General features: G+C 42.9%; 22 protein-coding genes and 1 pseudogene. 14 read left to right on the forward strand and 9 right to left on the reverse strand.

Annotation, left to right across the window (positions count from 1 at the left end; translation table 11 throughout):
- Positions 1–41: 41 nt before the first annotated feature.
- Entirely contained in the window at positions 42–1,856 is a 1,815-nt protein-coding gene (gene pepF, locus JOC27_RS00645) for an oligoendopeptidase F (RefSeq protein ID WP_205005054.1), read from the forward strand.
- Positions 1,857–2,169: 313 nt separating this feature from the next.
- On the opposite strand, the gene JOC27_RS00650 is transcribed toward pepF, so the two are convergent.
- Together JOC27_RS00650 and JOC27_RS00655 are read right to left on the reverse strand one after the other, a co-directional pair.
- Positions 2,170–2,337: a hypothetical protein gene (locus tag JOC27_RS00650; RefSeq protein WP_205005055.1), complete on the reverse strand. Its 168-nt coding sequence runs from the start codon at positions 2,335–2,337 to the stop codon at positions 2,170–2,172.
- A 54-nt stretch (positions 2,338–2,391) separates the two neighbouring features.
- Positions 2,392–3,288, reverse strand: coding sequence for a DsbA family protein (locus JOC27_RS00655; protein ID WP_205005056.1), 897 nt, complete (start codon positions 3,286–3,288; stop codon positions 2,392–2,394).
- 400 nt (positions 3,289–3,688) lie between these two features.
- On the opposite strand from JOC27_RS00655, the gene JOC27_RS00660 reads away from it, so the two are divergent.
- Positions 3,689–4,681 (forward strand): YitT family protein, encoded by a 993-nt coding sequence (locus JOC27_RS00660; RefSeq protein ID WP_205005057.1) that lies wholly within the window; start codon positions 3,689–3,691, stop codon positions 4,679–4,681.
- Between the two features lie 281 nt (positions 4,682–4,962).
- Here the strand turns inward: JOC27_RS00660 and JOC27_RS00665 are convergent, their stop codons facing one another.
- Complete coding sequence (locus tag JOC27_RS00665; protein WP_205005058.1) at positions 4,963–5,853, reverse strand: LysR family transcriptional regulator; 891 nt, start codon at positions 5,851–5,853, stop codon at positions 4,963–4,965.
- Positions 5,854–6,237: 384 nt separating this feature from the next.
- On the opposite strand from JOC27_RS00665, the gene JOC27_RS00670 reads away from it, so the two are divergent.
- Complete coding sequence (locus tag JOC27_RS00670) at positions 6,238–7,476, forward strand: MFS transporter (RefSeq protein WP_205005059.1); 1,239 nt, start codon at positions 6,238–6,240, stop codon at positions 7,474–7,476.
- A 250-nt stretch (positions 7,477–7,726) separates the two neighbouring features.
- Entirely contained in the window at positions 7,727–9,421 is a 1,695-nt protein-coding gene (locus JOC27_RS00675) for a M3 family oligoendopeptidase (RefSeq protein ID WP_205005060.1), read from the forward strand.
- 127 nt (positions 9,422–9,548) lie between these two features.
- Here JOC27_RS00675 and JOC27_RS00680 read toward each other — a convergent pair whose 3' ends face one another.
- Together JOC27_RS00680 and JOC27_RS00685 are read right to left on the reverse strand one after the other, a co-directional pair.
- Positions 9,549–10,253: a lytic transglycosylase domain-containing protein gene (locus tag JOC27_RS00680; protein WP_239529244.1), complete on the reverse strand. Its 705-nt coding sequence runs from the start codon at positions 10,251–10,253 to the stop codon at positions 9,549–9,551.
- A gap of 51 nt (positions 10,254–10,304) precedes the next feature.
- On the reverse strand, positions 10,305–10,883 hold the full coding sequence (locus tag JOC27_RS00685) for a CYTH domain-containing protein (protein WP_205005061.1): 579 nt from the start codon (positions 10,881–10,883) through the stop codon (positions 10,305–10,307).
- 208 nt (positions 10,884–11,091) lie between these two features.
- Between JOC27_RS00685 and yjbM the strand changes: the two genes are divergently transcribed.
- From yjbM to JOC27_RS00700, 3 genes are all read left to right on the forward strand, one after another.
- Complete coding sequence (gene yjbM, locus JOC27_RS00690) at positions 11,092–11,745, forward strand: GTP diphosphokinase (protein WP_205005062.1); 654 nt, start codon at positions 11,092–11,094, stop codon at positions 11,743–11,745.
- Positions 11,746–11,792: 47 nt separating this feature from the next.
- Complete coding sequence (locus JOC27_RS00695) at positions 11,793–12,587, forward strand: NAD kinase (RefSeq protein WP_239529264.1); 795 nt, start codon at positions 11,793–11,795, stop codon at positions 12,585–12,587.
- A 90-nt stretch (positions 12,588–12,677) separates the two neighbouring features.
- A complete protein-coding gene (locus JOC27_RS00700; protein ID WP_205005064.1) occupies positions 12,678–13,598 on the forward strand; it encodes an RluA family pseudouridine synthase in 921 nt (306 codons plus the stop codon).
- Here JOC27_RS00700 and prpE read toward each other — a convergent pair.
- A pseudogene (gene prpE / locus JOC27_RS00705) lies at positions 13,585–14,322 on the reverse strand (bis(5'-nucleosyl)-tetraphosphatase PrpE); the annotation flags it as partial. The gene JOC27_RS00700 and the pseudogene prpE overlap by 14 nt on opposite strands.
- Before the next feature lie 144 nt (positions 14,323–14,466).
- Positions 14,467–15,633 (reverse strand): FtsW/RodA/SpoVE family cell cycle protein, encoded by a 1,167-nt coding sequence (locus tag JOC27_RS00710; RefSeq protein WP_239529245.1) that lies wholly within the window; start codon positions 15,631–15,633, stop codon positions 14,467–14,469.
- A gap of 256 nt (positions 15,634–15,889) precedes the next feature.
- On the opposite strand from JOC27_RS00710, the gene fabI reads away from it, so the two are divergent.
- Entirely contained in the window at positions 15,890–16,666 is a 777-nt protein-coding gene (gene fabI / locus JOC27_RS00715; protein ID WP_205005065.1) for an enoyl-ACP reductase FabI, read from the forward strand.
- Positions 16,667–16,769: 103 nt separating this feature from the next.
- Positions 16,770–16,994, forward strand: coding sequence for a hypothetical protein (locus JOC27_RS00720; RefSeq protein ID WP_205005066.1), 225 nt, complete (start codon positions 16,770–16,772; stop codon positions 16,992–16,994).
- 62 nt (positions 16,995–17,056) lie between these two features.
- Here the strand turns inward: JOC27_RS00720 and JOC27_RS00725 are convergent, their stop codons facing one another.
- The gene (locus tag JOC27_RS00725; RefSeq protein WP_239529247.1) at positions 17,057–17,782 is read right to left on the reverse strand and encodes a DUF421 domain-containing protein; all 726 of its coding nucleotides are present in this window, start codon (positions 17,780–17,782) and stop codon (positions 17,057–17,059) included.
- 484 nt (positions 17,783–18,266) lie between these two features.
- On the opposite strand from JOC27_RS00725, the gene JOC27_RS00730 reads away from it, so the two are divergent.
- Positions 18,267–18,857: a phosphatidylglycerophosphatase A family protein gene (locus tag JOC27_RS00730; protein ID WP_415641004.1), complete on the forward strand. Its 591-nt coding sequence runs from the start codon at positions 18,267–18,269 to the stop codon at positions 18,855–18,857.
- Positions 18,858–19,019: 162 nt separating this feature from the next.
- On the opposite strand, the gene JOC27_RS00735 is transcribed toward JOC27_RS00730, so the two are convergent.
- Complete coding sequence (locus tag JOC27_RS00735; protein ID WP_205005068.1) at positions 19,020–19,190, reverse strand: Fur-regulated basic protein FbpA; 171 nt, start codon at positions 19,188–19,190, stop codon at positions 19,020–19,022.
- A 211-nt stretch (positions 19,191–19,401) separates the two neighbouring features.
- Here JOC27_RS00735 and JOC27_RS00740 point away from each other — a divergent pair, with 211 nt between their 5' ends.
- The 4 genes from JOC27_RS00740 to cydB all read left to right on the forward strand — a co-directional run bounded on the left by JOC27_RS00740 (position 19,402) and on the right by cydB (position 22,941).
- Complete coding sequence (locus tag JOC27_RS00740; RefSeq protein WP_205005069.1) at positions 19,402–19,734, forward strand: MerR family transcriptional regulator; 333 nt, start codon at positions 19,402–19,404, stop codon at positions 19,732–19,734.
- Positions 19,735–19,794: 60 nt separating this feature from the next.
- Positions 19,795–20,130: a hypothetical protein gene (locus tag JOC27_RS00745; RefSeq protein ID WP_205005070.1), complete on the forward strand. Its 336-nt coding sequence runs from the start codon at positions 19,795–19,797 to the stop codon at positions 20,128–20,130.
- Positions 20,131–20,537: 407 nt separating this feature from the next.
- Positions 20,538–21,941: a cytochrome ubiquinol oxidase subunit I gene (locus JOC27_RS00750; RefSeq protein ID WP_205005071.1), complete on the forward strand. Its 1,404-nt coding sequence runs from the start codon at positions 20,538–20,540 to the stop codon at positions 21,939–21,941.
- A complete protein-coding gene (cydB, locus tag JOC27_RS00755) occupies positions 21,925–22,941 on the forward strand; it encodes a cytochrome d ubiquinol oxidase subunit II (protein ID WP_205005135.1) in 1,017 nt (338 codons plus the stop codon). Before JOC27_RS00750 ends, cydB begins: the two co-directional genes overlap by 17 nt.
- Positions 22,942–22,952 lie beyond the last annotated feature (11 nt).

The following is a 22,952-nucleotide window of genomic DNA, read 5'->3' on the forward strand; positions in this document are numbered from 1 at the left end:
CACGCTTGGTGTCAGGAAACATTGAAGGTGGGGGTGTTTGTATGGCTGATAAAAAAACAACAGTTCTTCCTACTCGAGATCAAATTCCAGTACAAGAAAAATGGGATTTGGAAGCGATCTTTCCAAGTGTTGCGGCATGGGAGACAGCATTCAATATGGTCAAGGATCGAATGGAAGAAGCAGAGACCTATAAAGGCAAGATCGGCCAATCTGCTGATAATTTGTATGCGCTACTGAAAAAACAGGATGAACTAACTGAATTGCTTTATAAAGTTTACGTTTATGCGCATATGAAAAATGATCAAGATACAGCAGACTCGACTTTTCAGGCCCTGCATGATCGTGCGGGCAATCTGGCAACCATCGTTGGCAGCCGGCTTGCATTTGTTGTACCAGAAATACTTGCTATTACTCCGGAAGAACTTGACCGTTTCTTCAATGATAGTGAACCGCTACGGCTCTACCGTCATGCCATCGATGAAATTACACGGACTCGTCCCCATGTGCTTGATGCTGAAAAAGAGGCCCTGCTCGCTGCCGCAGGTGATGTGACAGATGCATCACAAACCACGTTCGGCATGCTGAATAATGCAGATCTAAAATTTCCGACCATTACGGATGAAAACGGCGATGCCGTTGAAATTACCCACGGGCGCTATGGACGATTTATGGAGAGTGAAAATCGGCGTGTCCGCAAGGAGACATTTGAAGGCATCTACAAAACGTATGGCGCGTTTAAAAATACATTGGCCGCAACATTAAGCGGCCAAGTCAAACGGGATAATTTTTATGCGTCCGCAAGAAACTATATTAGTGCAAGGGAAGCTGCTCTTTTTGCTAATCATATACCGGAGTCGGTTTATGATAATTTAGTCGAAACGATTCATAAAAATATGCCATTGATGTACCGCTATGTCACGCTGCGAAAGAAAGCCCTAAAACTCGATACGCTGCATATGTATGATCTTTATGCACCGCTTGTTGCCAATGCCAAAATTGAGGTCACATACGATCAAGCAAAGGACCTCGTGCTAAAGGGGCTTGCCCCGCTTGGTGAAGATTATCTCGAAGTCATTCGCGAAGGATTAAAAAAACGCTGGATCGATGTCCGTGAAACACAAAATAAACGAAGCGGCGGTTATTCTAGCGGCAGTTACGGAACGATGCCTTATATTCTTCTGAACTGGCAGGACAATATCAATAGTACCTTTACTTTGGCTCATGAGCTTGGTCATTCGATGCATAGTTATTACTCACGAACCAGTCAGCCATATCCGTATGCCGACTATTCAATCTTTGTTGCAGAAGTGGCCTCAACTTGCAATGAGGCTTTATTGAATCATTACTTGCTTGAGCATACAGACGATAAGAAAACAAAGCTTTATTTGCTGAATAATCAGTTGGAGGGCTTTAAAGCGACTGTTTTTCGGCAGACAATGTTTGCTGAGTTTGAACATATCATTCATCAAAAGGCACAGGAAGGTGTCGCTCTGACCGCTGACTTCTTGACCCAAACGTACTATGATTTAAATAAGTTGTATTTCGGTACAGATATCGTTGTTGATGAACAGATTGGCTTGGAGTGGGCGAGAATTCCACATTTTTATTATAATTACTATGTTTATCAGTATGCGACCGGTTACAGCGCTGCCTCAGCGTTGTCCCGACAGATTCTTGAGGAAGGCGCGCCAGCGGTTGCACGTTATAAAAATTATTTGAAATCCGGAAGCTCGGATTATCCGATTAATGTGCTGAAGAAGGCAGGCGTCGATATGGCTGATCCGAAGTCAATTCAGCAAGCGATGGATGTATTTGAAAATGTCTTAGATGAGACAGAATCTTTGCTATTCGATTGAGTAAGATTAGATAAATTTGACGAAGGCTGAGTCTAAGTTTTTCTTATGCTTAATTCCTCTGAAATTTTATACAGACTTCACGTATAAAAAAGGGCTTGGAATCCTGCGATTCCAAGCCCTTTTTGCTTAAAAGATAGCTATTTTTTAAATTTAATGTTGTTTTGCTACCCAAAAGCAATGTGTGAGTCATCTGCGGGAACACTGAGCAGCGGAAGCGAATGTATTGCAAAAAAGGGTAAAGCATTCAGCAGAATTTAATATGCAAAAAAATAAGACTCAGCTGTGTCCCAAGGACTTAGCTAAGCCAAGTTTTTTAGTTACGATTTCTCTGCCAGGTAAGTAGGCGAATGGTCAGCAGTAGGCTAAAGAAAAGAAAACATCCGGTTAGTAGCAACGATTCAAGATGCATCAGTCCGAGCAAAAAATGATACATACTGAAAATCAAAAGAAGCGTCAGAGGAATCAAAGCCAATTGTTTCACAATGCCCGCTCCCTTCAGTTTCGGAACACGTTTTCTCTTTAGAATTATGACAGGCTACTGACAAATATGTTTCCAATAGATACCGCTTTTTAATTCAACCGGCTGAATGATATTTTTAAGCTGTAATTTGCGCAATTCTTTAAGTGTTTCTTCCTCAGTCCAGTCGTATACAACGGATACTTCCCTTGTTGTCAGAAAGAGTTCCGTAGCGAAGAAATCAACTAAAGTCGGATGCGGTGCCGCCTGTACTCTGTGCTGGATCAATTCTTTTAAAATTTGCACATAAACTGCATAGTCGTATCTACCGCTTACCTTTATTGATTCTGATTCCGCAGCCGGTGTTGAAAAGACAAGGGAAGGCAGTTCAGTTATCGATAGCTCATTTGCCAGCTTACGATCCGACTGAATCGCTTTGATCGATCGACAGGAATGAAAATCCGTCTGAAATTCCTCTAGATTTAATTGAGTCATTGCTGCTGCCTCAAGAAAATCATCAAATTGACAGAGTCCCTCTTTGCGAAGAAAAATTTGCTCGCGAATCCGTCGCAAAAAGCGATGGCTGGCGTTTTGTCCCTGAAATTCGGCTGCTTTAATCGCTAAGGCAACTGCGTAAGGAGAGGGCGGGTTTTCGAACCAGATATCGCTGTCGCAACACATCCCGGTAAGTCTCGCGCATTTATCCCACTCCTCAGCAATGGTCTTGGCATGGTAGAATTGGTAGCGATTCGCTGTGTCATGCCTTGTCGTTAGAATATATCGTATTGTAAAGAAATCATGATATTCGAGAATAAGCTTTTTCATCAGCGGCTCAATACCCCAACATTCTGGGCAAAGTGGATCAATAAAGCAGAGAATCTCGACCTTTGAGAAATGAGTGTTGCTTTGCATAATGGAGCACGTCATATTTTCTCGAGTTCCTTCACAAAATGTATGTTCTCTATGAAGTGTCATTGATTATCACCTCTCAATTCCCAGGCAGAATTAACCTGTTTCTCATCATTTTCATACCGCTGTTTCATGGATCAAGGCGATAATTATTCTTAAGTGAAATGCTAACTTGTCAACTATGCTTTTCACCAATCAAGAAACTTTCAAAAGATCTTATCTTTTTCAGCTTTCTATATTGTAACAAGAGCGCGAATTGAGGGCAAATAATCGATACTATACGTGTCAGCCTAGAGCAGCTGCAAACAAATAGCTATTCTCAATTTGCATATTAATTAATAATTACGACAAAAAGAAAAGCCGTTGATTCGGTCGCAGAACGTGCTATAATTTGAGACCCGTAAAATATTTCTCATGTTTTTCGGGATTTATCGATAACACATTTTGCAAGCAAAGGAAGTAGAGCATGAAAGAAAAAATGCCGCTGCAAGAATTGGGAAAGAAACTGTCTATTTCACTTTGTTCCGCGTTTCTATGTGCATTAAGTATGGATCTCTTCCTAATACCGGCACATGTGTATGCTTCAGGTATTAACGGTGCTGCGCAATTAATTGCTGATATCTTATATGATTGGGGACCTGTGCATCTACCTATTGCCTTGCTAGTTCTGCTGTTGAATTTGCCGATTGCTTGGCTAGGCTGGAAGAAGGTTGGCAAAAGTTTTACCTTTTTCAGTTTTGTAACAGTTTTATTTACAGCGTTATTCTTATCTATTTTGCCAGTCCATCCGCTCTCTAAGGATATACTACTCAACTCAATTTTCGGTGGCATGATCTCAGCGATTGGTGTTGGTTTGGCTTTGAAATTCGGAATTTCTACGGGTGGTCTTGATATTATTGCCATCTACCTCACGCGAAGAAACAAAAATGCATCTTCAGGTCGCTATTTTCTTGTTTTGAATGGCATCATTATCTTAATTGCGGGTGCGGTCTATGAGTGGCAATTTGCGCTCTACACATTGATTTCACGTTTTGTTAACAGTTATGTGATTGATTTGATCCATACAAAATATCAAAAATTGACTGTGATCACAATTACGGATAAAAAAGATGAATTGATTGAGGCTATTCAGAACGAATTTGATCGCGGCATGACCCTTATCCCGTCTTACGGTGGTTTTACTGGAGCTGAGCATTGTTCAATTATGATCGTTATCAGCCACTATGAATTGTACCGGATGGAACAATTAATTAAACAAATTGATCCGCAAGCATTTACGAATATATTAGAAACAAATAAAATTATCGGCTGTTTTCATAACGAGGAAGAGCAGCGCGTTGTTCAGCAGATGAAACATGGTGAAAGCCTTCCTGTCAGAAATTCTGCATTAAGTGAAGAAGATTATCGCTATTTTCTGCAATTGTTTGAAGCAAGAAGAAAAAAAGAAGTAGAAAACTAAAAGCACATCAACGGCCCTTTCGGCCAAGCTGATGTGCTTTTTTCTGTTTTCTAAAAAGATAAGAATGTATATGGCTTTTGATGAAATATTAAGCGAAGGCGCGAGACGCTTGCGGGAAAAGCGAGCCAGGTGGCCCCCACAGATTCCAGCCTGTTTGAGGAGGCTCACGGATCGCCCGCGGTAAACGAGCAGCCGAAGCGCATTTATTGCAAAATAACCTATTCTATATTGCTCGTTAATAGCGGCGATTAAAAAACGATAAAACGTGTTGAAGGAGCGGTTTAAAAGACGTGCGTCTGACTGTATTTCTGAAAAATAAATTTCATAAATTGCTTTACAGCAGGGGATATATAACGGCCTTCATACCAAGAAAGTCCAATTTGTCGTTTGCAACTTGGCCAAGTGATGTGAACCTTTCTAACCTTGGTTTCGTCGATGTCCTTTTGATCAGGAAGCAGGGCGACACCAAGACCGGACGCGACAAGTCCAGCAAGTGTTGTCACTTCCTCGCCTTCAAAAGTAATATTTGGGACAAAATTCGCCTTTCGGCAAAGTTTGTCAGCAATTTTCCGCAGTTCGTATCCAGGTTTCATCGAGATGATCGGTTCCTTTTCTATTTCTTTCAAGGACACACTGGTTTTCTCAGCAAGTGCGTGATCAGCTGGGACCATTAGAAAAAGTTCTTCTTCCCATAATTTTTCCCAAAGGATATGGGGTTCATCAAAAGAATGATGGACTAAACATAGGTCAATTTCACCCGTTTCAAGCTGATGGAGCAATGCTGTATTGTTGTTTTGATAGAGCTTAATCTTTGTATTGGGATGCAGTTTCTGAAATGAACGCAAAATGTCGGGAATAACATTGACGCCGAGTGTATGCAGAAACCCAAGCGAAACCTCACCATATTCTGGATCCATTAAAGTTTTCAGTTCACGTCTTGTATCATCTATTTCCTTTAGAATATTATTCACGTGTTTCAGCAGCAGCCGTCCATATTGATTGAGGATAATACTCCGCCCTTGACGTTCGAAAAGCGCGACACCTAATTCTTCCTCAAGACGGGCAATGGATCGGCTCAACGCGGGCTGAGAAATCGAGAGCGCTTCTGCAGCTTTTGTCATGTGCTGCAGTTGCGCGACTACTTGAAAATATTCAATTTGCTGCCATTCCATCCAATCACTCCTGGGACTTCCGATAGTCAATACTTACCTAATTCTAAGATACCATAATATTCCTAATGCGCATGAAAAAGATACATAAATTCTATAAAAAAACAAAATTTGAGCCTTTCGCATGAAGTAAGTAACGCGTTGCTTCAGTGGCGCTCGAATTGCTGACAAAACGCACAGTAAGAGAGAAAAGCTGATTAGGTACTCAAGATTTTCACTGACGCTTCAATAACACGTCACTTGCTTGATTCTGAGTTTTGAAAACACTCAGAGTCGCTTGTATTATTACCCTCGGTGCATAGTTATTATTCAAGAATTATATTAGACATCACCAGTAATCTGTCATACTATGGATTTTACCAAGAAACAGAAGGGATGGACTCTTTCATGGATTATTTATCACCAGAAAACAAGGGCTTCAAAAAGACATTAATAGCCCTGTTTCTGGGCAGCTTTATCATGTATGCCGATTTATACAGTACGCAGCCGGTCATTGCGGTCATCGCAAACAAATTTCATGTATCGCCGGCATTTGCCAGTCTGACATTGTCAGGAGCGACTGGTGCTTTGGCAATCTGTCTTTTGTTTGTCTCGTTTTGTTCGGGAATGTTTAACCGAAAAAAAGTGATGATTTTGGCACTTTTGTCATCCGCAATACTTTCAATAATCATTGGTTTTATCGATTATCTACCATTGCTGATTGCTGTACGGTTTATTCAAGGTGCGTTACTCGCCGGGTATCCATCGATCGCGATGGCTTATATAAATGAAGAGTTTGATAAGAAAGTTCTCGGTTATGTCATTGGCATTTTCGTTAGTGGCAATAGTATTGGCGGTTTGTCCGGCCGTTTGATTGTCGGTTTTCTCAGCGATCACTTTTCTTGGAATATCGCCATTGCCGGCCTCGGTCTCCTCAATTTAATCATGTGTGCCTGCTTTATCATATTTCTACCGAAATCAAAACATTTTAAAGCGAAACGGACGTCGTTAAAACGGACGATGGCAGGGTTTATTGAAAATATAGAATCGCCGGCGCTTGTCATGCTCTATGTGCTTGGTTTTGTATTGATGGGCGGCTTTGTGACGGTTTTTAACTATATCGGTATACCGTTAATGCAGCCCCCTTATGATCTCAGTCAGACCGTTGTCGGCTTCATCTTTATCATCTTTTTGGTCGGAACAGTTAGTTCAACAGTTATGGGGAAAATATCCGATCACATGAGCCGGTCAGGTGTCATTGGTTTTTGTCTGCTCTTGATGGCAGGCGGTTTGTCACTAACTATGGCCGTTTCGCTGCCAGTAAAAATTCTTGGACTTGCACTTTTCACTTTCGGATTTTTCGGCGGTCATTCAGTAGCTAGCAGCTGGGTCGGTATTCTAGCAAACAGGCGGGAAAAGGCGCAGGCGTCCTCACTTTACTTACTCTTCTATTATGTAGGATCGAGTATCGTTGGATCGACAGGCGGACTATTTCTGCAGCGATTTGGCTGGATGGGTGTCGTTTCTGCCGTTGTTGTGCTTTGCTTATGCGGTGTGGTAGTGACACTAATTGTTCATCGGATGGTGCTCCATGGCGATTACCGCCGCCATCGCAGCCATCACCGAATGATTGGTCAACATATTTAACCCTATAGTCTTCGATCAAAAAAAGTTCGGACGTTTTGCCCGGCTTTTTTTTTATACGCTGGAATGTATACGGTTTCATTGGAATTAAGAAAATATATGACTTAGCTATCGTCCAAGGCCTTGGCTAAGCCAAAGCTAAGTTTTTCTCTTTTGCCCAGGGCTTCCTTTCCTTCACTTGTAATCAACCTTATAATGGAAGCAGGAGGTCGGAACGGCCTTTAGTGATAGGAAAGTGTCGAGGTGATTGGCGATGACAGTATTTGAGGATTTTCAATACACGCGCCCGGAAGTTGCGGCGTATGAAAAAAAATTCGAAAACGCATTTGATGCTTTTCGATCTGCGAAATCTTTTGAAGCAGCAGAAGCGGCTTTTCTGCAAGTGAATGAACTGAGGAAACATTTGGATACGCTGTTTAATCTCGTCGAAATCAGACATACGATTAATACCGAAGATCCCTTCTATAAGGAAGAGAACGATTATATGGATGAGACGATGCCTCTATTCGAGGGGAAAACAACTGCCTTTTATCAGCTTCTAATGCAGTCGCCATATCAGGCGCAACTTGAAAAAAAATGGGGAAAACAGCTTTTTTCGCTCGCTAACGCTCAGTTGAAGTCGTTTTCCGATGATGTAATCCCACTAATGCAGGAAGAAAATAAGTGGGCTTCTAAGTATACTAAATTGATTGCGGCGGCGAAAATAGCTTTTGACGGCGAGGAACGGACGTTGGCGCAGTTGATGGCCGATCGTGAATCGGAGGATCGCGAGGTACGTAAGGCTGCGACGGCTGCTTATTTCGGTTACTTCGCTGATCATGAAGAGGAATTCGATACAATTTATGATCACTTAGTAAAAATTCGTACAGAAATTGCCCATAAGCTTGGGTTTGCAAATTATACCGAGATGAGCTATTACCGAATGGCGCGAATCGGTTATGACAAAGAAATGGTCAAGAACTATCGTGAGCAGATTCGTCGCTATGTCGTTCCTGTCGCGAATAAACTGTACGAGCGGCAACGCGCGCGTCTCGGAGTGGAAAAGTTCTATTTTTATGATGAACCCTACTATTTTAAAACGGGTAATGCGAAACCAAAAGGCGATGCCGATTGGATTTTGAAGCATGGCAAGAAAATGTATCATGAATTGTCGCCTGAAACCGGAGAATTTTTCGATTATATGATCGATCACCATCTGATGGATCTGCTGGCGACGAAAGGGAAGGCTGGAGGCGGCTATTGCACGTATATCTTTGACTATCAGTCGCCGTTCATTTTCTCGAATTTCAATGGAACTGCAGGAGATATTGACGTCTTGACTCATGAGGCTGGACATGCATTCCAAGTGTATTCGACAAAAAATAATTTAATTGATTATCGCTGGCCAACGTACGAAGGTGCAGAAATTCATTCGATGAGTATGGAATTCTTCACCTGGCCGTGGATGAATTTATTCTTCAAAGAAGAAACGGAAAAAAGAAAATTTGCCCATCTAAGTGAAGCCTTACTTTTCTTGCCGTACGGTGTGAGTGTCGATGAATTCCAGCATGTGGTTTATGAACATCCGGAGATGACTCCTGCAGAGCGAAAGCAAGCCTGGAAAGAAATCGAGCAGAAATATCTGCCGCATCGGGATTATGATGGCATGAACTATCTTGAGCGCGGCGGCGTCTGGCAGCGCCAGGGTCATATTTATGAATCACCGTTTTACTACATCGACTATACGCTTGCTCAGGTATGCGCGTTTGAGTTCTGGAAGAAGTCTCAAGAGGATTTTGCATCAGCATGGAAAGATTATCTCCACCTGTGCAAGCAGGGAGGGAGTCAATCATTCCTTGATTTGGTTCAAACAGCGAAACTTGAGTCCCCATTTAAAGAGGGCTGTGTATCAACGGTAATCGATGCGGTTTCTTCTTGGCTCAATCAAGTGGATGACAGTCAATTTTAATTTTTAAAGATTTATTAGTCGAAAACCCCCAACAGCTCATTGCTGTTGGGGGTTTCTTTGAATAATCAGCGAAATTGTTTGCAAGGTAAAATTGCTCCGTCAGTCGCATCTCATAAAGGGAAATTGTTTAGACGGAGTATGTATTGAGTTTATTCATCACTTTATCGACATAAGCTACGGTTTCTGAATAGGGTGGAACGCCGCCATATTTTCTGACACTACCGGAACCGGCATTGTACGCCGCCAGTGCAAGACGTGTGTTTCCTTGAAATTCATTTAACAAATGTTTTAAGTATTTCGTCCCGCCTTCAATATTCTGAACGGGGTCGAAGCTGTTGGATACACCAAGTGCTCGGGCAGTCGCAGGCATTAATTGCATCAGCCCTTGAGCGCCAGTCGCACTGACAGCCTCCTTATTTCCGCCTGATTCGGTCTCCATCACTGAGCGGATTAGTGATGGATCAACACCGTATTTTGATGCCGCCTGATGAATAATCGCTGTGAAATTATCGCTTGCAGACGAATGTGATACAGTTGTTGATGCAGCAGTCGTTTGCTTCTTGCTGTTGATTGGATTTAGGGATTGATTCAGCGACAATTGATCCCAAAGGGCTTGGGTCGCAGACACGCCTCCTGGATTCAAGCTACTACTCATAGAGGTGGTGGAATTGCTGCCCGTGTTATCGAGATACTGCAATAGCGAGCCAAGCAGCAAGGAAAAATCTGCGGAATTGCTGCTCGCAGCATTGTTTGCCTCGTCTCCGGTATCACTCGGGAATGATGCAACTGCAAGTAATTTCGTCAACATATCCGGTGTGATCGAAGCATTCATTTGGCTCTTCTCCTTTTTGTTCCTTTATCTGTAATATCAATGCATGTTTTTTCAAGCCTTTTTTAGTGCCTTGTAGAGTCGAGCGATTTTGCTAGCCGAAGGCTGACGTTCAATATTGTGCGCACGCAACAATTGTTCAAAAAGCGGCTTCCCGTTCAGGCTGTCTGATGTTTCCATCTCGATCTCGTAATCTTCGTGCTTTAAATAGAAGCTGTGATCGAGGAATAATGTGCCGCCTTTGTATGGAAACTCACAGCGTTCTGTACGCAGCTGACCAAGATGTATCAGTTTGTCCACATCAATGCCCATCTGAGTGATTTGCTGTTCCACATCACCTGCAGGCATCACACCGAAATGAATCATGTCCTGATTTTCATCGTCTGTAAGCTGCTGATGGGTTTCAAGAATGACGCCATCATGCGGCTGTTTCAGCGTCAGATCGTGAATCCCTGGGAGGTGGCGGATTCGAAGTGCCGAATGCTGATCGCGGAGGGCAAGTGTCGGTGTATCGAAATAGTCATTCACCTGCTTGAAAAAGGATGCGGGGGTACATTCAAAATAGAGACATAGTTTGTTGAATTGCTCAGCAGTGAGCATATTCTTAAATTCAATTTCCAATTCTTGAGTCATTTCCGGAGCTCCTTGAAATCTGTTGCTTATTGATTCTCATTGATTGCCAGGATAAACTCGTAACTTCCAATAAATTATGACATAATGAAAGAGAAGAAACAACAGCAGAATGATGCGATTTCTGGAAAATAACAAAGATGTTTTTTAGGCTTTGAGAAGAAACGAAACGATTGCCCAGTTGCTGTGAGTAAAGACAGGTGGTTGGATTATGGATTGGAAAGTATTTCTTGCACCATATAGTCAGGCCGTTGATGAATTAAAGGTCAAACTGCGCGGCTATCGCGATTTATGCGGTGCCTCGTCACAGAATTCGCCAATTGAGTTTGTGACTGGAAGGGTGAAACCCGTGCCCAGCATATTGGAAAAAGCGAGACGTAAAGATATCCCGCTCGATCAACTGAATACGCAAATGCAGGATTTGGCCGGTGTTCGTATCATGTGTCAATTCGTCGACGATATTATGAAAGTGGTTCAATGGATTCGGGCGCGGACCGATTTTGTTGTGGTCGAGGAACGCGATTATATTAATAATAAGAAAAAAAGCGGCTATCGTTCCTACCATGTCGTCGTCGAGTATCCCGTACAGACGATTACGGGTGAACAAAAAATTCTTGCAGAAATTCAAGTACGAACTTTAGCGATGAATTTTTGGGCGACCATTGAGCATTCGCTGAATTATAAATATAAGGGCAATATACCAACGGATGTAAAAAAACGCTTATTGCGTGCTGCTGAAGCCGCTTTTCGTCTGGATGAAGAAATGTCACAAATACGTGAGGAAATATGGGCGGCACAGGAACGGTTTTCGCAAAAGAATGCAGAAGAACATCTTGAGTCTTGGCCGGGGGGAACGGCAAAATGAAAGACGACTTGTTATCCGGGGAACATGCAACTGAAGAGCTTGGCAACCTGACGACATTTGCTATTGAAACACGTGGAGACTCGTTTTCCAATCAATTGCAGTCACGGCTTGTTCGTGAATTGACCCGGATCGGTTTTCGCTATGATGCGGCGAACCCTGATCTTGTTATCTCGGTCGGCGGTGATGGTACGCTGCTCCAGGCATTTCATCGCTATGTAGCGCGGCTGGGGCAGACAGCATTTGTCGGTGTCCATACCGGACATCTCGGTTTCTATGCAGATTGGACCGCTCAGGAATTGCCGCTGCTTATTGAGGCAATAGCGAATAGGAAATATACAAGTGTGATCTATCCGCTACTGCGTGTGTCAGTGACCTTTAAGGATAACAAGGAGTCTGCGAACTATCTCGCATTGAACGAATGCACGATTCGTAGCGCTGAGGGATTACTCGTCTCAGACGTCTTTATCCGTCATGAACTATTTGAGAGTTTTCGTGGTGACGGGCTCTGTTTCTCGACACCGACGGGCTCAACGGCCTACAATAAAGGTTTGTCCGGCGCTATTGTTCATCCATCACTTGAATCGATTCAATTGACGGAGATTGCGTCGATCAATAATCGTGTCTATCGAACGCTCGGTTCACCGATTATCCTGCCTAAGCATCATCATTGTCAGGTACGCCCAGTGGACGCCAGCGGTTTTAATTTGAGTATCGATCATATAGCCACCCTGCATGAAAAGGTGGAGGAGATTGAATGTGCCGTGGCAAAGGAAAAAATCTGTTTTGCCCGCTTTCGACCTTTTCCTTTCTGGCGCCGGGTACGGGATTCATTTATTGGTTAATGAATAGCGATGCGCAGCGTGGCAGGATAAACCGTGGATCGATAAATAAGTAAAGGATATAATGTCAAGAAAATAAAATGAGGTTTTTTCATGAAGCATTGTTACAAAATTGAAAAGGTTATCAATCAATCGTATAGCGGGGTTATGCTCCGAGAATTCTTGAAAAAAGAAATTCGCGTGTCACGCCGAGCGCTTTCGGCGATTAAATACAAGGGTGGAAAATTGCTGATTGACGGTGAAGAACGAACGGTTCGCCATATTTTGAAAGCAGGCGAGAGACTAACCATCGTTTTTCCTCCAGAGGCGCATAGTGCGTTTTTGAAAAGCGAGGAACAGCCCTTGGCTATTGTCTATGAGGATCACGAACTGTTGGTCGTCAACAAACCCGCTGGAATTCCTGTGATACCCTCGCATCAATATCCTCAAGGGACGCTTGCCAATTTTCTGCTCGCGTATTTTGAAAAGCAGAATCTTGCTTCAACGGTTCATATCATTAACCGGCTCGATCGCAATACATCAGGTTTGATGCTCGTCGCTAAAAACCGCTTCAGTCATGAACGCTTCTTTAAGATGCAAAAAAATAAAGAAGTCCATCGTCGTTATTTAACTTTTGTTTCCGGAGAAGTAAAAAATGATGCGGGAACAATTGATGCGCCGATCGGGCGTCGTGAGGGCAGTGTCATTGAGCGTCAAGTGGATTGGATCGATGGACGTCGCTCGATTACCCATTATCAAGTTCTGAAACGTTTCCCAGATCGTACGCTCGTTCTTGTCCAACTACAGACGGGCCGGACGCACCAAATCCGCGTTCATTTTTCTTCGATTGGCCATCCGCTCCTTGGTGACGATTTATATGGCGGTCCAATGGAAAAAATTTCGAGACAGGCGTTGCACAGTTTTGAACTTTCATTCGTTCATCCCTTTACCGATCAATTGATCCATTTGCATGCGGCCTATCCACCGGACATGGCACGGCTTGCAGATACGTCTCTTGTTCTGGAAAAGCTCTAAAGTGTTCGGGCATCTTTGGCATCGATGAGGGCACGGAGCAGGTGAGCATCTCCGGATAACGAAGGGCACTTAACGCGCCGCCGAACACGCATCCGGTGTCGAGATTCAGCGTGTGGTTGACCCAACGCGGAACGGTGACGGGCGTATGCCCGTAGACGATCCAAGGTTTCCCCTGATAATCTTTGGCCCAATCCAGACGCTCCGGATGACCTTGTTCATCTGTTCGTCCGGTAGTATAGCCGTAAAGCAAAATTGAACGCAGCTTTTTATCAATTGGTCGTGTTAAATCGCTGGCTTTGATGCCGGCGTGGCAGACTATGAGTCGCTCGTTATCGAGACGTAGGAGCAAATTTGATTGTTCATAGAGATGTATGAAGCCTGACGAAACGGCCATCCGTCGGGCGGGAGAAAGAAGCGTCAGCTCATGAACGGTTGTCTCGAGTCCGTGAATAATCTGAACCTTTCGTCCTTGCATATAACGGTAAAGTTTATTGCAATGATTTCCAGGAACATACAAGGCCTTGCCTTCGTTGACAAGTTTGACTGTCAGTTCAATCATTTTCACAGATTGAGGCCCGCGATCGGTGATATCACCGACAAAGATTAGACGACGATCCTGAGGGTGAACGGGGATGTCCGATACCCACGCATAGCCTAGGGCAATCGTTAACTTTTTAAATTCATCGAAGCAGCCATGCACGTCGCCAATAATGTCAAACACAATGATTCAGCCCCTGAGACAATTGTTTTTTTTAGTATTCCCCTTCTGTTTGCCTAATCATTCTCTATTTATTAGAAAAGCTTGGCTCTGCCAAGTTTTTCTGAATGCTTCATTCCGCTGACAAAAAAAGCACCGCGAGCGGGTGCTTCAAGAAAACATAAAGCGATGCGTCTGCATGCGCACACTTTGCACGAGGCCCATACAAATCATACTGGAGATAAGTGAGCTCCCTCCATAACTGAGAAAGGGAAGGGTAATTCCAGTAATGGGCATGACTTGGATCGTCATGCCAATATTCTCGAAAATCTGAAACATCAGCAGGCCGATAATGCCTGTGCAAATATAACTGCCGAATGGATCATGCGTCCCGCTCGCGGTTCGGACAATACGCGAGAGCAGAAGAAAATAGAGTAGAATGACAATCACTGCACCTAGGAAACCGTATGTTCCGCCGATTATCGCAAAAATAAAATCGGTATTTCCTTCTGGGAGCGTGATCGCCGGATTATAACCGTGGTGAAAAAATTGTCCCGAGCCAATAGAGTTCAGAGATTGAATCAGCTGAAAACCGGCTTGTGAGGAATACTGATAGGGATTGGTCCAGGCATAGAACCGTTCGCGCTGGTGGGCTTCCAGAACAATATTGACAAGTTGAGGAAATTTGAACCAGGCAATCGCAAAGAATATTAAACCGGCAACGATGGTCGAAAGGATGCCACTAATAAATTTCCAATGGATGCCACTGACGACAGTCATGCAAACGATAATTGAAAAAAGTACGAGCGCACTGCCAAGATCGGGTTGAATGAAAATCAAGGCAAACGGCGGCAACGAAATATAGGCGATTTTGCGGAGTAACAGCCAGTCTTCATGTGCCGTCCGTATTGGATACATTTCGTTATGTTTATCGATAATCGCAGCCAGTGATAAAATCAAAAAGATTTTTACAAATTCGGCAGGTTCCAATTTTATAGAACTTGTAAAAGAATACCAACTCCAAGCACCGTTTGTTTGGTTGGCGAGCGGGATCGGCAGACCGAGTTTCGCAAGTGTTAGACCGAACAACATAAATAAGCCGAACCCATAAAATAGCCAGTGCATCCGTTTCAAACGTTCATAGTCCAAAAAACTAAAACCGGCAAAAACAATAAAACCGAGTACATACCAGAAAATCTGACGATGCGCGCTTCCGATCGCACGTCCACCATTAAGTCCTGGCGCGTTTGAAATCGCGATGTAGCTGACACAGCCTAATAAAAAAATAATGAAAAGTAATATATAATCAATTTTTGATAACGAGTCTTTAGTCATCATGTTTTTAGTCCCTCGAGCGCTTCAGTTTGATGTCCTGTCAATCAAGTGACACTTCAATAATGATAGCTTAAAGCAATAAAAAAAGAAACAGGTAAAAAGGGGTAAGCGTCTGGGGCAGAACCCTTTATCGTGGCATCCTATAACCGTTTTTTTGCCTAGGCTGTATTGAGGGCGCGGAACATGACAATAAGGACTTGCCTAACGGTTTCTGCTATAATATATTTTGGAAGTTTGGTAACTATCAGGAGGTTGAAGCATGGATCTGACATTGAAGGGTCGTACATATGTCGTTATGGGTGTGGCCAATAAACGGAGCATCGCTTGGGGTATCGCTCAGGCGCTTGACAAGGCCGGAGCTCGATTGATTTTCACTTATAATAATGAACGTTTCCGTGAACCAGTTGAAAAACTCGCTGAAACATTGGAAGGCAAAGAAAGTTTATTTTACCCATGTGATGTGACAAGCGACGAAGAAATTGCTGCCACTTTCGCGAAGATCAAAGAGGATGCAGGAGTGATTCACGGATTAGCTCACTGCATTGCCTTTGCGAAGAAAGATGAATTAGACGGCGATTATATGAATACAACCCGTGATGGTTTTCTTCTGGCACAGAATATCAGTGCCTATTCTTTAACAGCGGTCCTTAAGGAAGCAAAATCATTAATGACCGATGGCGGCAGCGTTGTGACGATGACGTATCTCGGCGGCGAACGCGTTGTCAAGAATTATAACGTGATGGGCGTTGCGAAAGCGAGTCTTGACGCGAGCGTTAAATATCTTGCAAACGATCTTGGCAAAGACAATATTCGTGTGAACGGTATTTCAGCAGGTCCGGTGCGTACCTTGTCAGCCAAAGGCATCGCCGAATTCAATAGTGTACTAAAAGTCATTGAAGAAAAAGCACCGCTTCGTCGATCGATCAGTCCGGAAGACGTGGGCAACACCGCATTATTCCTGTTCAGTGACCTCGCAAAAAATATTACAGGCGAAACGATTCACGTGGATGCCGGGTTCAATATTATTAGTATATAATCTTTTCTCTGCCGCTTTTTTAAGAAAATCGAGCACGTCGATTGGGTCCGGTTTGTCTTCCGCTTGCATATAGTGTGGCGAACAGACTTATGGAGGGATTCAATTGGCTGAGGCGAAGAAAAATGAACCCAAAATCATTCATGTGGATAAGCTGATCATCTATGCTGATGAAGTAATTGTAAAGCAGAGTGGGCAAGCGTCTGCTTCGTCTGACTCTGTTCGCGCACATATTTCCGAACCGCATATCAATCGCGAGATTCTCGGGTTTCCGAAGTTGGGAAATGAAAAAGTGCCGATTCAAGTCATCGATCAGCGAACCAAAGAATAAGCGTCAATTCGGGTAGAAAAAGGCCGGTGTTTTTTCAAACACCGGTTTTTTGTTGTAACTGATCAGGATTCCTCATAAGTTTGCACATACAAGCCGTCTTCCTTACGCCATTCTGCGAGCATGACGGATGCGGGGTTCTGTATCGACCGGCTTTGTAGTTCGCTTTTGAGCCATCTTTTCGATTTACCGGCAGCAGACAAATTTTTATCAAGAATAATCCCATCGCTGATTAATGTATAGGACATGGTAACCGGCGGACGCAAACTTTGGCTATCTCGGCGATTGAGAAATTGATAGTCCGGGCTGCGAATAACGGAGACTTTTCCGTTCGTCTCTAAAATGGCGTAGTCCACTTCACGAATTGAAAAAATTTCTCGCTCGCGCAGTAGCATTTGCAAGTGGTTCATATCCATTCTATTTTTGCGCATTACTTCACGATCAACTTTTCCGCCGTGAATAACGACTGCAGGTGAACTTTCAATAAAAGCACGCATTTTATGGAATTTAAGTGTGATTAAATCAATCAGGTAGATTAAAAATCCCCAAAAAGAGATCGAAAAAAGAATTTTAATCACTGATGTTTCTGGATCGTAAATTGCTTCACTGACAAAATCACCGACAACGATCATGGCGATCAGATCAAGTGGTGTAGCTTCTGATAGCGAGGATCGCCCCATGATTTTTGTCAATAAGAGCAGGCCGAACAGGCCGACGGTCAATTCGATGATAATTGCCCCATAAGATTCCAGAATAATCCCCCCGTGCAAAAAATAGTGCCGACTGCGCAAACAGACCGGATCTATTTATTTAGTTTTCTGCACGGTTTTGATTTTATACGAAGTCGTTTTATATCTAATTTTGTTTGTATCGATTATCAGGGAAACGCTCTGTTATAATTAAATGTTGCTGTTTACCCAAAAAGGCAATGTGTGATGGTGCCTTGCGGGAACGGCGTGCCAGAGAGCCCCGCAGATTAGTGCCTAGTCGAGGAGGCTCGCGGTACGCCCGCGGCAAGCAAACACATGGCCAATAAAACGATTAATAACAACAACCGACTTCAACAGAGACAGGGGAGAAACGGATCATATTTCCATGAATTTTTGTAATTCGTTCACGCTACTCATTTTTTTCATTAAAGTAACATAAAATGGATAGAAGGATTTCTGCGCCGTTTGGATTGACGGCTATTATTAAATGGTGCTTGAGCAGCACCGTGCTGATCAGGAAAGGAGTTCATCACTGATGTTAAACAAAAAGGAATTCTCGAAGAAAATGACGTACGCACCCGGTCTTCCTCAAGATGCCACTTTTTTTTCGGCAAATAAAAAACGTGTGACCTCTCGTGCAGTTGAAGAAGCAGCTGTACGCGCACTGAAAGATCGCGGTGTGTCGATTGAAGATATCGCACAGATCGTTTTTGACTTGCAAAAGCCATTTGTGCGGAATTTATCGCTTGCCATGTGCATTGAAAACGTGACCGGTGTTTTGGCAAAACGTGAGCTGCAGCATGCGATTCTTGTCGGCATTGAACTGGATAAACTTGCAGAAAAGAAACTGCTCGATGAACCGCTTCAATCACTTATAGATCAGGACGAAGGACTGTTCGGTGTTGACGAAACGATTGCTCTCGGAGCTGTTTCGGCGTTTGGAAGCATTGCCTCGACAACTTTTGGTTATCTGGATAAGGTGAAGCCAAGAATTATTGGTGAATTAGATCAAATGAAAAATGGACGAGTGAATACCTTTTTAGACGATTTGGTCGCCAGCATTGCGGCTGATGCATCAAGCAGGTTAGCTCACCGGGTTCGTGATGCTGAAGAAGGTGCTTTTCACCGAAAAATGAACGAAAATAATCGTGAATAATAGACATTTCGTTTTTGAATGCAAAAAGCATGATTTTTTTGTTTGGTAACAAATCTAAACACGAAGGGACGTCTTAAAGTCGAATGTTCGACTTTTTAGACGTCCCTTTTAATTATTCGGGCACAGGCACATAACAGGCCTAGGTAAGAAACATTATGAGGTTTAATTCGCACAGGATAATTGTTGATATGTGTTCTCAAGTTCATCAAGCGATAATTCATATAGTTGATGATTTCTGCATTTATAAATCCCTTTATCAAGTAATTGTTCAATGATAAATTGTTTCCTTTGTTCTTTAATGGTCCTATCTTTTCTTGCAACACGAGGGTTCATCTCGGGATACCTCTTTCGAAATTCTTGAATAGGTTGCAATAAGCGCAATTAATTCTTTATTATTGTACCCAACTATCAAAAATGAATCCATTTCTATGTAAAAATATCTGACAATATAATTGTATGCTACAAAGTCTTGATGTAATATTATCTTACAAAGTAAATTGGCGAATGGACGTTAAAAATGAATGCTTAAACGGAGGCGTGAACAATGGCGGCGCACTCGCAAAAAGATGCCTATCTCTACAAGAAAGTCATTACAATCGGAACAGTCTGCGAATTAACGGGATTAAGTGAACGACAGATTCGTTACTATGAGAAGCGGAAGCTAATTTTTCCTGAACGCTCAGAGCGTGGCAATCGTAAATATTCTTTCTCAGACGTAGAAGCGTTGATGGACATTGCGAATAAAATGGAAGATGGCATGCAAACTTCCGAACTCAGAAAAGAAATGCAAAAAAAACAGGGCAAGCGTTATGATGCAAAAGTTCGTGAACGAATGATTAAAGGCCAATTAAACGCCTATTTTAATAAGCGGGATTGAGTATGGAAATACACAGGCTTTGAAAGAAAATAAATTTGTTTATACAGGAAATTTTCCTTTTTGATGGAAAATTTCCTTTTTTGTGCAGAGATGAGAAGGTATAAGGATTTTTGCACAAAAATGCAGCGCAGTGCTCTGGCGCTTTGCGGGAAAAGCAGCCGAAGCGCAATTGTTGAAAAAGGACTTGGCTTTGCCAAGTTTTCTGAGTTCAGCATGTACATAATTTTGGAGCTAAAACGTAGTGAAGAGGCAAGCAGCCGTAGCGTAACTGCTGAAAAAGGACATGGTAGACCGGTTTGTCTTATCAAAAATAAAGCGTATGACTTTGCTACTCATTCGGTTGTGATTTTTGTCGTTGCGAGTACTGCGGAACAAATAAACCAATTCGCGTTGTGATTTTTTTATCTCTGGTATATTAGCTTGTTTTTTTATATGATAGCGCTTCAATCGGAAAGGATTTCCCAAATAATAACAATAGACGTTCTAAATTTCTTTGAAAATAGCGCTTTAATTGCTGGAATAGCTGATTTTTGTCGTGAAAAGAAGAATGGCTATAACAATTTATCGCCTGTATGCCTGCTTATTTTAATAATTGATAATGGATATCAATTGACAAATAATGTACAAAAATAAGTCACACATAAGACAATGATTTGACACAAAAGGCGGCTAGAAGTGTTACAAAAAGTTGTAAAGTATTAAGTGTGATGTGTGACACCTGTTACAAGAGTAGTGCTTTCGTCACTATTGAAGCGCTCTCAAAAAACTGTCACTCGTTTATTATAGAGAAAAGAGGAGAGCGTATGGACGTATTGAGTTTGGCAAGATTTCAGTACGCGGCAACAACAATTTTCCATTTCTTTTTCGTGCCATTATCAATTGGTCTTGTTTTGTTGGTCTCAATTATGGAAACTTTGTATGTTGTCAAGAAAAAAGAAGTCTATAAGTCAATGGCTCAATTTTGGGGAAAGTTCTTTCTAATTAATTTTGCTATTGGTGTTGTCACTGGTATTTTACAGGAATTTCAGTTCGGTATGAACTGGTCCGAATATTCACGGTTTATGGGTGATGTTTTCGGTGCACCGCTTGCGATCGAAGCATTACTGGCTTTCTTTCTTGAATCAACTTTCATTGGCTTATGGGTGTTCGGCTGGGATCGTCTTTCGAAAAAGGTGCATTGTCTCTGTATCTGGCTTGTAACAGCCGGAACGACAATATCCGCTTTGTGGATTCTAACAGCAAACTCTTTTATGCAGCACCCTGTCGGCTTCTCTGTTGAACATGGCCGAGCAGTTATGAATAATTTTGGCGCGCTTTTAGCTAATGGTCAGTTGTGGGTTGAATTCCCGCATACCGTATTTGGCTCTTTTGCAACGGGTGCTTTTGTCGTCGCTGGTATCAGCGCTGTTGCCCTGCTTAAGAAACGCAATACTGAATTTTTCAAGAAATCAATGAAAATCGCATTGACTGTCGGCTTGTTCTCATCAATTCTCCTCACGTTCTTTGGCCACTTTCAAGCACAGTATCTGGTTAAAACACAGCCGATGAAGATGGCTGCCAGTGAAGGATTATGGAAAGACAGTGGCAGTCCTGCAGCTTGGACGCTGAGTGCTTCCATTGATACGAAAAATCATACAAATTCCGCAGAAATTAAAATACCTTATCTTCTCGATTATTTGTCTTATGGTACATTCAGTGGTAACGTCAAGGGAATGGACACGCTTCAAAGCCAATATGTCAAAAAATATGGACCTGGCAACTATATTCCTCCGGTTAAAACGACATTTTGGAGTTTCCGTGTGATGACTGTGATGGGCGGCATCCTCTGTTTGCTCAGCATTATTGGCGTGATTCAACTTTGGAGAAATAAACTGACGGAAAGCAAATGGTTACTCCGTGCGTTTGTTGCCTCAATTGCTGTACCTTATCTCGGTAGTACGACAGGATGGTTGATGACGGAAATCGGCCGTCAACCTTGGACAGTCTTCGGGTTCATGAAGACAGCTGCTAGCGTTTCACCTAATGTTTCGGCTGGTGAATTACTCTTTTCTATCATTGTCTTTGTCAGTGCGTATACACTGCTTGGCATCATTATGGTCTATCTATTTGTTCAAACGTTTAAGGCAGGACCGACGTTGAATCAGAAAGATGCCATGGAATCCAGTGATCCATTTGACGGGGAGGCGTATCATATTGTTACTGAGTAACCTCTGGTTTTTACTTATCGCAGTCCTGTTTATTGGCTTTTTCGTTCTTGAAGGCTATGATTATGGTGTTGGGATGGCGACTCGGTTTGTCGCTCACAATAAGGACGAACGAACCGTTTTGAACCAAGCGATCGGGCCATTCTGGGATGCCAACGAAGTATGGATGATTACTGCAGGCGGCGCAATGTTTGCTGCTTTTCCGAATTGGTATGCAACACTTTTCAGTGGCTTTTACGTCCCACTTGTTCTGATGCTCTTCCTATTAATTGGTCGCGGGACTGCTTTCGAATTTCGAATTAAAATTCCGAATTCGAAATGGACGGCAACTTGGGATTGGTTGATTTTCGTAGCCGGACTGCTTGCACCGTTCCTGTGGGGCGTTGTCTTCTCGACACTTGTTCAGGGACTCCCAATTGATAAGAACATGAACATGCACGCGGGCTTCTTTGATATCGTCAATGGATACAGTGTCTTGGGTGGCTTGTTGATAACACTACTCTGCCTGTATCACGGCCTTGTATTCCTGACCCTGCGTGTGACAGGCGACTTGCGTAATCGTGCACGCACGCTTGCTAAAAAGATTTTCTGGGCGCTTGCCGTCGTTGCTCTTGTATTCATCGTTGCTTCTTATTTCGCAACGGATATATTTGCTCGCCGCGGAACAATTCTTGTGCCCGTTTATTTACTTGATGTCGTGGTGCTCTTCCTCTCGCTTTATTTTCTTAGTAAAGAGAGAGACGGATGGGCAATTGGGATGAATGCGGGCGTTATTCTTCTCACGGTATCTTCACTCTTCATCGGTCTTTTTCCAAGGGTTATGGTCAGCAGCATCAAACCAGCCTATGATTTAACTGTGACTAATGCGTCATCTGGTAATTATTCATTAACGGTTATGACGATCGTCACCATTTGTCTCCTGCCGTTTGTACTGGCGTACACGATTTGGAGCTACTATGCTTTCAGAAAGAGAGTCACAAGTAACGACACAACAGGTTACTGAGATTGGTGCTT

Source organism: Sporolactobacillus spathodeae, from assembly GCF_016908935.1.
Taxonomy (GTDB): domain Bacteria; phylum Bacillota; class Bacilli; order Bacillales; family Sporolactobacillaceae; genus Sporolactobacillus; species Sporolactobacillus spathodeae.